The organism is Bifidobacterium canis, assembly GCF_009727065.1.
Taxonomy (GTDB): Bacteria; Actinomycetota; Actinomycetes; order Actinomycetales; family Bifidobacteriaceae; genus Bifidobacterium; species Bifidobacterium canis.
In genome coordinates, this window is record NZ_WNLP01000001.1 from 532,643 (window position 1) to 546,490 (window position 13,848).

Annotated in this window: 7 protein-coding genes, 4 tRNA genes and 2 pseudogenes; 8 read left to right on the top strand and 5 right to left on the bottom strand. The window is 59.0% G+C overall.

The window, feature by feature from the left end; all coding sequences use genetic code 11:
- Positions 1-233: 233 nt before the first annotated feature.
- Positions 234-1,337, bottom strand: a complete 1,104-nt coding sequence (tal, locus tag GSD1FS_RS02185) for a transaldolase (RefSeq protein WP_155588159.1) — start codon at positions 1,335-1,337, stop codon at positions 234-236.
- Between the two features lie 99 nt (positions 1,338-1,436).
- Entirely contained in the window at positions 1,437-3,533 is a 2,097-nt protein-coding gene (gene tkt / locus GSD1FS_RS02190) for a transketolase (protein WP_155588160.1), read from the bottom strand.
- 214 nt (positions 3,534-3,747) lie between these two features.
- Between tkt and hrcA the strand changes: the two genes are divergently transcribed.
- Both hrcA and dnaJ read left to right on the top strand, forming a co-directional pair.
- Positions 3,748-4,839, top strand: coding sequence for a heat-inducible transcriptional repressor HrcA (gene hrcA / locus GSD1FS_RS02195; protein ID WP_155588161.1), 1,092 nt, complete (start codon positions 3,748-3,750; stop codon positions 4,837-4,839).
- Positions 4,840-4,898: 59 nt separating this feature from the next.
- Positions 4,899-6,053 (top strand): molecular chaperone DnaJ, encoded by a 1,155-nt coding sequence (gene dnaJ / locus GSD1FS_RS02200; protein ID WP_343030162.1) that lies wholly within the window; start codon positions 4,899-4,901, stop codon positions 6,051-6,053.
- 119 nt (positions 6,054-6,172) lie between these two features.
- On the opposite strand, the gene GSD1FS_RS02205 is transcribed toward dnaJ, so the two are convergent.
- Both GSD1FS_RS02205 and GSD1FS_RS02210 read right to left on the bottom strand, forming a co-directional pair.
- Positions 6,173-6,973, bottom strand: a complete 801-nt coding sequence (locus GSD1FS_RS02205) for a fructosamine kinase family protein (protein ID WP_155588163.1) — start codon at positions 6,971-6,973, stop codon at positions 6,173-6,175.
- 53 nt (positions 6,974-7,026) lie between these two features.
- Positions 7,027-9,566 (bottom strand): annotated as a pseudogene (locus tag GSD1FS_RS02210) (excinuclease ABC subunit UvrA).
- 157 nt (positions 9,567-9,723) lie between these two features.
- On the opposite strand from GSD1FS_RS02210, the gene uppP reads away from it, so the two are divergent.
- Positions 9,724-10,611, top strand: coding sequence for an undecaprenyl-diphosphatase UppP (uppP, locus tag GSD1FS_RS02215; protein WP_155588164.1), 888 nt, complete (start codon positions 9,724-9,726; stop codon positions 10,609-10,611).
- Positions 10,612-10,720: 109 nt separating this feature from the next.
- Here the strand turns inward: uppP and GSD1FS_RS02220 are convergent.
- Positions 10,721-11,520: pseudogene (locus tag GSD1FS_RS02220) on the bottom strand (PAC2 family protein).
- Positions 11,521-11,816: 296 nt separating this feature from the next.
- On the opposite strand from GSD1FS_RS02220, the gene GSD1FS_RS02225 reads away from it, so the two are divergent.
- From GSD1FS_RS02225 to GSD1FS_RS02245, 5 genes are all read left to right on the top strand, one after another.
- Positions 11,817-11,889: transfer RNA gene (locus GSD1FS_RS02225), tRNA-Gly, on the top strand.
- Positions 11,890-11,919: 30 nt separating this feature from the next.
- Positions 11,920-11,990: transfer RNA gene (locus tag GSD1FS_RS02230), tRNA-Cys, on the top strand.
- A gap of 33 nt (positions 11,991-12,023) precedes the next feature.
- A tRNA-Val gene (locus tag GSD1FS_RS02235) sits at positions 12,024-12,095 on the top strand.
- 31 nt (positions 12,096-12,126) lie between these two features.
- Positions 12,127-12,199: transfer RNA gene (locus tag GSD1FS_RS02240), tRNA-Val, on the top strand.
- A 286-nt stretch (positions 12,200-12,485) separates the two neighbouring features.
- Positions 12,486-13,748 (top strand): tyrosine-type recombinase/integrase, encoded by a 1,263-nt coding sequence (locus GSD1FS_RS02245; RefSeq protein ID WP_196424997.1) that lies wholly within the window; start codon positions 12,486-12,488, stop codon positions 13,746-13,748.
- Positions 13,749-13,848: the final 100 nt, after the last annotated feature.

Consider the following 13,848-nt stretch of genomic DNA (forward strand, 5'->3'; position numbering starts at 1 on the left):
ATTGAACATGATATTCATAGAGTTCAAAACTATTTTTGAATAGTTCAAAGTTTCGTTTGAGAAGTTCAATATTCAATGTTCTGTTGATCTGTTTCAATATTGGCACTGTCTCAGCGATACATCGAAACCGGTCAGCTTTACAAAATTATAAGAATATGAAAAGGCCGGTGCGCTTCCACATGGAGCGCACCGGCCTTTTGATCTCCTAGTCTAGGAGTGCCGTGATGTTAGAATCAGGCGTTCACGCGGTCGATGCCGGACTGAACATCGGCGAGCACGGAATCCCAGGACTTGATGAAGGCTGCGACGCCATCAGCTTCGAGCTTGTCAGTGACGTTCTTGAAGTTGATGCCGACCTCAGCGAGATCGTTCATGATGTCGTGAGCTTCATCGAAGTTCTCGGTGATGCCGATGGTGGCCTGGCCGTGATCGGCGACAGCGTTCAGCGTCTTCTCTGGCATCGTGTTGACGACGTTCTTGGCAACGAGCTCGTCAACGTACTTGACGTCGGAGTAAGCGGCGTTCTTGGTGCCGGTGGAAGCCCACAGCGGACGCTGCTTCTTGGCGCCCTTGGCTTCGAGAGCAGCCCAGCGCGGATCCTCGGCGAACTTCTTCTCGAAGAGTTCGTAAGCGAGGCGAGCATTGGCAACAGCGGCCTTGCCTTCGAGACCCTTGGCCTCGAGGGAGCCGATCTCTTCCAGCTGCTTGTCGACCGCGGTGTCCACGCGGGAGACAAAGAAGGAAGCGACGGAAGCCATCTTGGAGAGATCCTTGCCGTTGGCCTCAGCCTGAGCCATGCCCTCGATGAAGGCGTCGATGACCTGCTCATAGCGTTCGAGCGAGAAGATCAGCGTGACGTTGACGGAGATGCCCTTGGCGAGGGTTGCGGTGATGGCCGGCAGGCCTTCGAGGGTCGCCGGGATCTTGATCATGGCGTTCGGGCGGTTCACCTTGGCCCAGAGTTCCTCAGCCTGCTTCTCGGTGGCTTCGGTCTCGTGGGCGAGACGAGGATCGACCTCGATGGAGACGCGGCCGTTGACGTAGTCGGAAGCCTCAGCGACCGGCTTGAAGATGTCGCAAGCGTTGCGCACATCGGTGGTGGTGAGCTCGCGAATAGCGGTCTCGACATCGACCTTACCCAGTTCCTTGAGCTGCGGATCGTATGGGCCGACCTGGCTCAGAGCCTTCTGGAAGATGGACGGGTTGGTGGTAACGCCAACAACGTTGTCGTTCTTGATGAGCTCTTCGAGGTTGCCCGACTCAATGCGGGTGCGAGACAGATCGTCCAGCCAGATCGAAACGCCGGCATCGGAAATTGCCTGAGTAGATGCAGTCATTATTTATCTCCTACTTATTTGTTGGATAAAACCATATGCTGTTCAAAACCAAGTTTGAACAAGGGGGAGGGGATGCCTTGCAGCATCCCCTCATACGATTCAGCGAGCTTCTTCGATGGAAGCCTTGGCGGCTTCGACGACGTGCTCGGTGGTGATGCCCAGATCGATCATGTTCTGTGCACCGTCACCCTGCAGACCGAACTGATCGATGGCGATGGCCTTGCCGTAGGTGCCGAGGTACTTGTACCAAGACATTGCGGAACCGGCTTCGACGGAAACGCGAGCCTTGACGCTCTTCGGGAGGATCTCCTCCTTGTATTCCTCGTTCTGCTCCTCGAACCATTCCATCGAAACCATGGAGATGACGCGAGCCTTGATGCCTTCGGAAGCGAGCTGCTTGCCTGCGGCGAGAGCCCACTGGACTTCGGAACCGGAAGCCATGATGATCACGTCCGGCTCACCATCGCAGTCGAAGAGCACGTAAGCGCCCTTGCGAACGCCGTCCTTGGCCTTTTCAGCGGTCTCAACGAGCGTCGGGACACCCTGGCGGGTCAGCACCATCGCGGTCGGCAACGTGTTCTTCTTCTCGAAGAAGTAACGGTAGGCTTCAGCGGTCTCCCACTCGTCGGCCGGACGAACGACCTCGAGCTGCGGGATGTCGCGGAAGGAGCTCAGGTGCTCGATCGGCTGGTGGGTCGGGCCATCTTCACCCAGAGCGACGGAATCGTGACTCCAGATGTAGAGGTTCGGGATCTCCATGAGGGCCGACAGACGCACTGCTGCGCGCATGTAGTCGGCGAACATGAAGAACGTGCCGGAGAACGGGCGGGTGTCGGAACCGAGCAGGATGCCGTTGGTGATGCAGCCCATGGCGAACTCGCGAACACCGAAGTGCAGCTGACGGCCATATGGCGAGCAGTCCGGCCACTGGGTGGTGGCGTCATCGGCAGGAGCGAAGGAGGCAGCACCCTTGATGTTGGTGTTGTTGGAACCACCGAGATCGGCGGAACCGCCCCACAGCTCAGGCATGATCGGCGCGATGGCGTTGATCACGGCACCGGAAGCCTTGCGGGTAGCGACCTTGGAGCCGGCTTCGAAGCTGGCCTCGAGATCGTCGATGGCCTTGTCGAACTCAGCCGGCAGCTCACCGTTCTTGATGCGGTTGTAGAGAGCAGCCTTGTCTGGGTTGGCCTTGGCCCATGCGTCGAAGGCGGCGTCCCATTCCTCGTGAGCCTTCAGACCGCGCTCTGCGACCTTGCGAGCGTGAGCGAGGGCTTCCTCGTCGACCTGGAAGTTCTTCTCCGGGTCGAGACCCAGAGCCTTCTTGAGGCCGGCGACGGCTTCGTCGCCAAGAGCGGAACCGTGGGACGACGGATCGTTCGTCTTGCCCGGGGTCGGCCATGCGATCAGCGTATCGACCTTGATGAAGTGCGGACGATCGGTGACCTGCTCAGCCTTCTCGATGACCTTCGACAGGCCTTCGATGTCTTCCTTGTAGGAGCCGTCAGGCTGAATGAAGCTGAACTCGTCGGTGTACCAGCCATAGGCCTTGTAGCGTTCGATGACGTCTTCGTCGAGGGAGATCTTGGTCTCGCCTTCGATCTGGATGTGGTTGGCGTCGAAGAAGACGAACAGGTTGCCGAGCTTCTCGTTGCCGGCGAGGGAGGAGGCTTCACCGGAGACGCCTTCCTCGATGTCGCCTTCACCGCAGATGACCCACACCTTGTGGTCGAACGGGGACTTGCCTTCTGGTGCTTCCGGATCGAGCAGGCCACGCTCGTAGCGCTGGCCGTAAGCGAAACCGACTGCGGAGGCGACGCCCTGGCCCAGAGGACCGGTGGTCATTTCGATGCCCGGGGTCAGGCCGTATTCAGGATGGCCTGGGGTGCGGGTGTCGGCACCGCCGCGGAAGTACTTGAGGTCGTCGAGGGTCAGACCATAACCGGAGAAATACAGCTGCACGTACTGCGTGAGCGATGCATGGCCGCCGGAAAGAATGAAGCGATCACGGCCGGCCCAGTTCGGGTCGTTCGGATCATGCTTGATGAAACGCTGATACAGCGTGTAGGCAATAGGAGCCAGAGAGATTGGGGAGCCCGGATGGCCGTGGCCCGCCTTCTGCACTGCATCGGCGGAGAGGGCCTTCGCCATCTTGATGGCGCGCTCATCCAATTCAGACCAGGTGTTATCGGTCATAAGTGATCTACTTTCCTTCCAATATTTCGAGCATCGGCGCTTCGGCTTGTGCCGAACGCCCAGCTCTTCACATTGCATTTACATAGTAACCGCAATAACCGACGAGGTTTCGAGCCGATGGCGTGTTCATGACGCTTTCTCTACAAGCCGCAAAATTAGCACTCCAATATCATGAGTGCTAATACAATGGATACGAAAGGCTTGAGGGAGATATATGAGTCAGACACGTCGCATGCTGGTGTTGCGCGCCGTCGTAGAAGACTATATACGGCAGCAGGAGCCAGTTGGATCCAGTGCATTGGCGGCTAAGCACAATCTTGGTGTCAGTCCGGCAACCATTCGAAACGATATGGCGGCACTTGAGGAGGAGGGGTATCTTGTACAGCCCCACACTTCCGCAGGGCGCATTCCCACGGAGAAGGGGTATCGCTATTTCGTCGATTCCCAGGCGTCGCTCATGCCGTTAACCGCTGAGCAACGCCGTTCTGTGACGAGTTTCCTGAGTGATTCGGTGAGCTTGCAAGACACGCTGCAACGCGCCGCCCGCATTCTCGCGACGATCACCGGGCAGTTCGCCGTCGTCTCGGCTCCTTCGCTGTCTCGTTCGCTGATGAGGCATGTGGAGATCCTGCCCGTTTCCACCGATTCTCTGCTGCTCGTCGTCATCACCGAAACCGGTAGGGTCGTGCAGCGCATCGTTCACGCTGCGCACATGCCAGATCTCGAGCAGTCGCAACGCATCAGTGACGAGATCAACCGGGAGTGCCACATGCTCACGTTCAGGCAGTGTGCTGCCAGAATACGCGCATTGCCAACGAACGAGGACCTGCACGCGCCATTGCGCAATGCGATAGCCAAGGCGTTCACCGGCTTGGAGAACGAGGAACGCACCAACGAGCTGTTCACGTCGGGCGCATCAAGCTTGACGCATCAGCATATCGACGCCGAGAACCTGGCGCCGCTGTTCGACGCGTTGGAGGAGCAGGTCGTGCTGATGCGACTCATGTATGACCTGACCATCCACCCCGATCAAGGCGGCGTCGGCGTCGCCATCGGCTCGGAGACGCACACTCCCGGCCTGTTGCACGCCTCCGTGGTGAGTAGCGGGTACGGGCGCAGTTCGACGCCTCACACAGATGAAGAGGATGCGAATGCGAATTCCGACGAGGAGCAGATGCCCATAGCCGTCGTGGGGTCGATCGGTCCTACGCATATGAACTATGCGGTGACCATGGCCGCGGTGCATGCGGTCGCCCGGTATCTGACGGAATTCCTGCGCCACGACCATAATGGGACGCAGGAATAACCATCAACGCTTTCGAGTAGCACTATACAGACAACGTAACCATAACGGAAAGAATGGCAGTGGCTGACTATTACAAGGTTTTGGGTGTTGAACACGACGCGACCGAAGAGGATATCAAGCGTGCATATCGCAAGATGAGCCGCAAATACCATCCTGATCTGGCGGGTCCCGAATTCGAGGAGAAGTTCAAGGAGGTGAACACCGCCTACGAGGTGCTCTCCGACCCGGAAAAGCGCCGCATGTTCGACATGGGCGTCGACCCGAACGATCCAAGAGGCTCGGCCGGCTACGGTAATGGCCAGTCGTTCTCTGGCTTCGATATGGGTGATGTGTTTGGCCAGTTCTTCGACGCCTTCGGTGGTGGCACCGGCAATGGCCCGATTCCACGCAGCCAGCCAGGGCGTGATCAGCTCGAAGAGTTGAGCGTCGACTTGAAGACCGCGGTCTTCGGCGCACAGCAGCATTTGAAGTTCTCCACTTTTGGCACATGTCAGGCGTGCAAGGGAACCGGCTCCGAGCATGAGGAGCCGCCGGTGACCTGCCCGACGTGCCATGGTGCCGGCTATACGCAGAAGGTAGTGCGCACACTGCTGGGGCAGATGATGACCTCGGTACCGTGCGAAACCTGCCAGGGGCATGGCAATGTGTTCGAACATCCATGCCAGGAATGCCAAGGCACCGGTCGCATTCGCACCGAACGCGATGTGGTGATACCGATTCCGGGTGGCGTGCAGACCGATTCGCGGCTGCGCGTGCCGGGTCAGGGCGAGGCTGGCGAGTGCAATGGCCAGCCGGGCGACCTCTACGTCGACATCACGGTGAAGAAAGACAAGCAGTTCACTCGCGATGGCAATGACCTGCACTGCTGGATCCGCATTCCGATGACGTGGGCCGTGCTTGGCCATACGACGACGATCGATTCCTTCGATGGCGAGCAGACGCTTGAGATTCCGGCTGGCACGCAGCCTGAGCAGACGATCGAACTGAAGAACCTCGGTTTGACGAAGCTCAACGACAAGGAGCAGCGCGGCAATCTCGTGGTGCATATCAACGTGCAGATCCCGACGAAGCTCAACGACAAGGAGCGTCAGCTGGTCGAGGAGTTCGCACAGCAGCAGAACGACGCGAACGAGCAGCCGGTGCAGCAATCCTCGCGTCCTGCCACACCGCAGAAGAAGGGATTCTTCAGCAAGATCAAGGATGCCTTGGGCTGAAGAGCCGCTCGCCGGTAGAGTTTAAGGTATTCACAACGAAATCAGGGTGGTGTCTGCGGATTATCTCCGCAGACACCACCCTGATTTGATTTTTGCAGTGCAATATCTACAACTGTCTGTCAGTGCAGCAGCGAGCGGCACATCTCACGGTATTCACTCACGTAACCGCCGCCGAAGAACACACAGTGCCCTGCGATGGGGTAGAGCTGCCATAGCGTGATGCGTTCCTGCCAGCCAGCCTTCAATGGGTGTACCGACATGTATCCGTCGGTGATTTCGGTCAGGTAGCTCATACCGAACAGGTGCAGCATCGCGAGATCCTCCTCACGATGCCCGCCATGCGCGGCCGGATCGATGAGCACGGCTTCGGTCTCACCGGAATCGGCTGTCCACATCACATTGCCGCTCCACAGATCGCCATGCACACGAGCCGGCTTGTCTTCGGCGGCACGCCCGAGAAGCTGAGGCAGGGCGTCGATGACCTCATTGGTCAGATCCATGTCGGATTCACGCAGCGAGCCACGTTCTATGCCCATCTGCACCATCGGACGCAGGCGCCCTTCAGCCAAATATGTAGCCGGATCGGTCCACGTACCCGTGTCCATCGGCACCGGATCCTGCAAGGGGCCGAAATAGCAGGTGCCATCGTAGTCTTTGGGCGCAGAGCCGAAATACGGGGCGCCTGCATCGTGCATGCGAGCGAGCGCGGCGCCGAAATCATATGCCGCCTTCGCTGTAGGCATCGCCGGATTCACGCGTTCGATGTCTAGGTAGTCATCACCCCAGTCGAAGACTTTGACCACTCGCGGACCGCCTTGCGCGTGGGCTTCGCCGAGCCATTCGAGTCCTTTGCCTTCACATTCGAAGAAACCCTTCGGGGCGAATCTGCGTGTTTTTCTGTATGTGGTTGCGTTGTTCATGGTGCTCCTTTGTGTTCGCCGTTGCCGATCACATTCATCGTATGCGCATCGTGTTATTTCACGTTGCGTCGCTCCTTCTCGGCCTGCGTGTGAGCCAAGGTCTGTGCGAGATATGTGCCGGTCAAACTGTGCTTGTCGCCCGCGATCTGGCGTGGCGTGCCTGTTGCGACGATGCGGCCACCTTCCTCGCCTCCGCCTGGCCCCATGTCGATCACATAGTCGGCGTTGGCAATCAGGTCGAGGTCGTGTTCGATGACGATCACGCTCGCCTGCGCGTCGATCAGTTGCTGGAACACGCCGATCAGTGTGCGCACATCGAGCGGGTGCAGGCCGATCGTCGGCTCGTCGAACACGAACAACGCGTTCTTCTGGCTTCTGCCCATCTGTGAGGCGAGTTTGAGCCGCTGCGCCTCACCGCCGGAGAGCGCAGGGGTGGCCTCGCCCACGGTCAGATACCCCAATCCCAAGTCTGAGAGCGTCTTCAAACGGTTGCGTACTGACGGCAGCGAATGCATCGTCTTCATGGCATCGTCGACGCTCATCGCCATAAGCTCGGGCAGCGTGCAGCTTGCATTGCCTTTATGCGCATGCCAGCGTATGGCGTCCGCCTGTTTGCCGTAACGACTGCCACGGCAGTCGGGGCACACGATCTGCACGTCGGGCAGGAACTGCACGTCGAGCACGATCGTGCCGGTGCCATCGCAGGTCGGGCAACGCAGCGAACCGGTGTTGTACGAGAAGTCACCAGCACCGAGTTTGAGTCGTTTGGCGTCATCGGTTTTTGCGAACAGTTTGCGCAGCACGTCCATCACGCCGCAATAGGTGGCCACCGTGGAGCGTACATTCGCTCCGATGGGCGTCGCGTCGATCATATGCACTGTGTCGATGCCGCCAGCTTCGAGATGCTTCACATGCTCCGGCAGCGCCGCACGCTCAATTTCGGCCTGCAATGCGGGCACCAAACTTTCCAGCACCATCGTCGTCTTGCCGGAGCCCGAAACGCCGGTCACCGCCACCAGTCGCTCCTTCGGGAATCGAACGTCGAGTGCATGCACCGTGTGCAGGGGAGCGGTCTGCAAGGCGAACGCCCCATCGTCGAACACGTGCGCCGCCTCAACCTGTGGTCGTACGCGCACTTCGTATTCTCCGGAGAGGAACCGTCCGATCTTCGAATCAGGATCTTGTTCGAGAACGCTTGCACTGCCTTGTGCCAGCACGCGGCCGCCGTTCGCCCCGGCCTCGGGGCCCATCTCTATCAGCGAATCCGCTTCGCGCAACACTTGGGTGTCATGGTCGACGAGCACCACGGAGTTGCCTTCGTCCACCAAGTCACGCACCACATGCAGCAGCCCGTCTACATTGGCCGGATGAAGACCAATGGATGGCTCATCGAGCACATACAGCACCCCGGTGGTCATGTCGCGCACAGCGCGCGCCAGTTGCACGCGTTGACGTTCTCCTGTAGACAGCGTTGAGCCGCGACGGTCGATCGCCAAGTATCCAAGCCCGAGTTCAAGCAATCGCCGTGACGTCAACGCAAACTGTTCGCACAATGCTTTCGCCATCGTTTGCATATCCTGCGGCATCGTCTGCGGCAGATGCTGCACCCACGGCTGCAATGCGCTGAGCGTCATCTCGCAGATCTGCGGCAGCGTTTTGCCGTTCAGCACCGAAGCTCGCGCCCGCGCATTGAGTCTCGTGCCGTGGCAGTCCGGGCATGGCCCTTCGGTGAGGAATCGTTCCACTCGTTTCATGCCGCGTTCGTCTTTGACTTTTCGAGTGCGTTCTCGACGGTGGCGTTGGCGTTGTAGAACGTGAAGTTCAGCTCGGTGACCTGGCTGCGTTTCTCCGACGTGTAGAGAATATGCTTCTTCTCGGCCGGCCCGTGCAACACGATGTTCTTCTCATGCTCAGTCAGCTGGTTGAATGGCACATCGGTGCGCACGCCCATCGCACGGCACACGTCTTTCATGATCGACCACATCAGCGTGTTCCATGGGGCAACGGCACCCTCGTCGATCGTCAACGACGGATCGGGCACCAGTGATGCTTGATTCACCGTGCGCACCACGCCGGTTCCGTCACATGAGGGGCATGCGCCCGTCGAGTTGAACGAGAAGTCCTGCGCGGCCGGTGGTATGAACGTTGCGCCGCAAACCGGGCAGGTGAGTTCCTTGTCGAGTGCCACGTTCGTGCTGGGCGGCACCAAATGACCATTCGGGCAGGCATGGCTCGCCAATCTGCTCATCATCAGCCTCAACACGTTGAGCAGCTCGCTCATCGTGCCGAATGTGCTGCGCACGCCGGGAACGGCGGGTCGCTGGTGCAATGCCAGCGCAGCCGGAATATGCTCGATGCTGTCGACGTCCGCTTCACTGGCCTGTGTGAGCCTGCGGCGCGTATATGCCGACAACGCCTCCAAATACCGGCGCGACCCTTCGGCATACAGCACTCCCAACGCCAACGACGATTTACCCGACCCCGAGAGTCCGCACACGCCCACCAGCGCATGCAGCGGCACATCGACATCGACGTTCTTGAGATTATGCACTCTCGCGCCACGGATCTGTATGCACTTCGGCAACTGCGCCATCGTGTGCCTCCATCACGTCCGGAAATGTTCTCTATCAATGTTCTACCAGCATCACCCCATCGTGAAAAAGCCTTGACGCGCTTCCGCGGGGAAGCCACCCGCTACAGTGAGAGACGCGACAAGCAATTCACAAGCAAACCACATGTAAAGAGGGTTCATGAATTTCTTCCAAGCCATATTCCTTGGATTGGTGCAAGCGCTTACCGAATATCTGCCGGTTTCGTCGAGCGCCCACATACGCATCGTCGGTGACCTCATGCTGGGAGGGGATCCCGGCGCCGCGTTCACCGCCATCATCCAGATCGGCACCGAGCTCGCCGTGCTACTGTATTTCCGCCATGACATCTGGAACATTCTCAAGTCGTGGTGCCTGTGCCTTGCCGGCAAGGAAGGCAAGGACCGCGCTTCGCGATTCGGCGCCCACAACAAAGACGCTCGTCTCGGCTGGTACATCATCATCGCCACCATCCCGATCCTGATCGCAGGCGTGCTGTTCCAGAGCGTCATCGAAACCACATTGCGCAACCTGTGGATCACGGTTGCCATGCTGTTCATCTTCGGCATCATCCTGTGGATCGTCGACGACAAATCGCGTCAAGTCAAGACGTTGGACGACATCAACACCAAAGACGCCATCTGGTTCGGCATCGGCCAGATGCTCGCGTTGATTCCGGGCGTCTCGCGCTCCGGCGGCACCATCACCTTCGGCCGTGCCATGGGCTACCGCCGCGACGCCGCCGTGCGTGCCGCATTCCTGATGGCCATTCCCGCCGTGTTCGGCGCCGGCATTCTTGAAGCCGTCAAAGCCATCAAAGACGTCAACGCCGATGCGATGTTCCCTGGTTGGGGAGCGACGATCGCGGCCACGGTGGTTGCCTTCGTCGTCGGCTACATCGTGATCATCGGTTTCCTCAAGTTCGTATCGACTTACTCCTACAAGGCTTTCGCGATCTACCGCATCGCCCTTGCCGTCATTGTGGCGATTCTGTTGCTGTGCGGCGTGCTGTCGCCAATGGAGGGCATTCCGGTCGCCGGCAACGCCTGATGGTCTGACCTAGCTTCGCATCAATGCAGTTGCCCTTCCCGTAGTAGGGAAGGGGCCAACTGCATTGATGGAGCTTTCTCGTTTCGCCGCGCTCCTTGTTCCGGTCGTTCTAATCCTGATCTCTCAGGAACGCTTCCGCCTCCTGCACCAGTTGTTCGGCCATAGGAGCGCCGGAAGACGACAGTTCCTTGGCTTGCTCATGCATGTCATGCTCATGCTCCAGCTGAACGAGGAAGCGCCCGAGATCGGCGTTATTGCGCACGATGATGTCGCAACGAGAACGCCACTGTTCGGCCTTGTTCTCAAGAGTGCCGGTCGGAGGGTTCACGCCAAGCGTCTCACCGAGCTTTTCCAGCAGTGTCAACGTCGCCTGCGGACATGGGTCGTTCGAACCGAGGTATTGCGGCACCGACACCCATAGTGATGTCGTGTCGAATCCCTGTTCGACGGCCATCGCATCGAGTGCGTGCGTGATGCCGATGGGTCCGTTGTATGCGGAATCCGGATCCTGTGCCACACCGCTGTTGGAGATGTCGACGGGAAGCGAACGGGTGTGCGGGCATTCGGCGAGCATCGAACCGAGCGTGATGATGCGTTCGACGTCATATTGCTCCGCGAAACGAAGGCTCTCCTTGCAGTATTCAAGCCACAGATAGTTCGGTTCAGGGCCGAGTTGTGCGAGAATATGCAGGTTCTCGTTCACCTCGATATCGTAGAACGCCGTCTGTGGCCACAGAATGCATCGCGACCCCTGCACGGTGCACTGCATCGGTCGTGCAGTCTGATAATCGTAAAACCGTCTTTGTTGATATGACCAACCTCAAGGGACCTGCACCTCGACACAAGATGCCGGATCACGTTGGTCGCGCTCTGGCATGCATCGTTCCAACCGTCAAACGCCGCAACCATGACGTATCTGGTTCTGATTCCTTGTTCATTCATGTTTACAACTGTAACCCTTGAAAAGCGTGCATTCTGTGAAGGTAATCCCTGAGTGAAGAGTGTGAATATTCGTTCACAAAACTACCCGCCGCCAGCGTCAATTCCACGGTTTCCAATATCAATGACAGCAATCACAAATAAATGGAAATACTCGAAAGCAGTCGAGAGAAAGACACATCGGCGACACGCCGAAGTTGCGAACTTCAACAATCACGCTATAGTAGATACTCGTGCTCAGGCAGAGGAAATCTGCGAGAACACATGCGGACATAGCTTAGTTGGTAAAGCGCGACCTTGCCAAGGTCGAGACCGCGGGTCCGAGTCCCGTTGTCCGCTCTAAGGTCCGACGAGCGTAACAGACCTTACGGTGGGTTAGCCAAGCGGTTAGGCAGCGGCCTGCAAAGCCGTATAGACGAGTTCGACTCTCGTACCCACCTCGCATGAATGGTAGCATTCACGCAAAGCTAACCGGGCGGTTGGCGCAGAGGTAGCGCACTTCCCTGACACGGAAGGGGTCACAAGTTCGAATCTTGTATCGCCCACGAGCCGAGCAATCGGCATATAATTGAACACGGGTGATTGGCGCAGCGGCTAGCGCACTTCCTTCACACGGAAGGGGTCGTAGGTTCGATTCCTACATCACCCACATCCAAACCCCACGGACCAGCGGTTCGTGGGGTTTTGTTTCGGCGTGTCCGTTGGGATTCCCCGGCGTGTCGGGCGTGTCGCAACAAGGGCGTCCATGGTGTGTGCGTTCCGGTTGCCTGTCACGTTTCGGAAACGTGACAGGGGTGTTTAGACACCTGTTTAGACACCAGCCTCATGCAAACCACAAGTAACAATCCTTTGTCGCATTAGGTTAGAACATGAGAACACACCGGTTCGGTAGCATCACCGAAAAGAAGAACAAGCAAGGCAAAACGGTCGGGTGGATGGCGGCGTACGCGCATCCCAAACAACCCAAGGGCAAGGTCAGGCGTCAGTTTCCCACGGCCGCGTTGGCGCGTGAGTGGTTGGAGGGGGAGGAGCTGCTGGTGCGCGCGTACAAGCGTGGCACGGCGGACTGGACGCACCCCAGGGAACGGGACGCGCGTGAGCATACGCGGGGCGTGTTGTTCATGGATTGGGCGGACGAGTGGATGGACAAGTGGGGCCGGTTCAAACCCAAGAGCGCGCGTGAACCGTTGGCGCCCGCCACACTGCGACGCAAACGCCTGCTGTTGCACCGGGTCAAACAGGTGTTCGGCATGCGCGCCCTGGAGGAGATCAGTGTGGCGGACGTGAACCGATGGCTGGACACCTGTCCGTTGGATGCGACGCCCAAACGGGAGGCGTACATCATGCTGCGCGCGATCATGCGGTGCGCGGTGCAACCGCCGGACGGGCGGCCAGCGTTGTTGGACCGGTCGCCGTGCATGGCTCCGATCCCACGGCGCGTGTTGTCGGACAAGTCGTTGATGGTGGAGGTCAGTGCGGCCGATGCGGCGCGTATCAAATCGTTCATGCCCGCATACACGGCCGTGAGCGTGAACGTGCTGCTCGCGTTCGGTTTGCGTATCGGTGAGTTGTGCGCGTTGCGTGTGGACGATTTCGATTTCGACCGCATGGTCGTGCATATCCGCCACAGCATCCGGCGAGGCCCGGATGATACGGGCGAGTTGCGTCTGGCCGAGTTGAAGACGGTGGGCAGCATGGACGCGTTGCCGATCCCGCCCCAGTTGGTGCCGGTGTTGCGGGAGCATATCGACCGGTTCACGGACGCGCCGCGGCCGGGGGCGATGTTGTTGCGGCCGGCCAAATCGCGGGTGATGAGCGACCGGACGTTGCGTACGCAGTTGGAGAAGGCCGCGGTGAAAGCGGGCCGGCCTGATGTGACGCCGCATGCGTTCCGGGCGACGGCGATCAGCCGGATCATCCATGAGGGCGGCGAGATCAAGGATGCGCAGTTGTTCGCGCGGCACACCGACCCGTTGGTCACGGTTAGGTTCTATGAGCGTACCCGTGGTGAGCAGACCCGGCGTGAGTTGAGCGAGTTGGCGTACGGGAGCATGTTCACCGCACCCAGGTCCCGGTTGGAACTGGAGCATGAGTATGAGCGGGCGCAACATGAGTTGGCGCGGTGGGCGGACCGGTGCCGCAGCCTGCACACACTGCTCGAACAAGACACGCCTGGTGGCGTTTCAGCCAACGGTTGACGATAAGGGTGGGGTCGTTCTGATCGGCGGCCCCACCCTTTGTCGTGGTGGTTCACCAGTTGTCGGCGGCGCAGTCGGGGCACAGTTCGCCCAGCAGGCA

What these genes read in the sequence shown, in the direction of transcription:
- GSD1FS_RS02205 (WP_155588163.1), bottom strand. Translation starts at nt 6,973, where the DNA reads ATGAACAACGCAACCACATACAGAAAAACACGCAGATTCGCCCCGAAG.
- tal (WP_155588159.1), bottom strand. Translation starts at nt 1,337, where the DNA reads ATGACTGCATCTACTCAGGCAATTTCCGATGCCGGCGTTTCGATCTGG.
- tkt (WP_155588160.1), bottom strand. Translation starts at nt 3,533, where the DNA reads ATGACCGATAACACCTGGTCTGAATTGGATGAGCGCGCCATCAAGATG.
- uppP (WP_155588164.1), top strand. Translation starts at nt 9,724, where the DNA reads ATGAATTTCTTCCAAGCCATATTCCTTGGATTGGTGCAAGCGCTTACC.
- GSD1FS_RS02245 (WP_196424997.1), top strand. Translation starts at nt 12,486, where the DNA reads ATGGCGGCGTACGCGCATCCCAAACAACCCAAGGGCAAGGTCAGGCGT.
- hrcA (WP_155588161.1), top strand. Translation starts at nt 3,748, where the DNA reads ATGAGTCAGACACGTCGCATGCTGGTGTTGCGCGCCGTCGTAGAAGAC.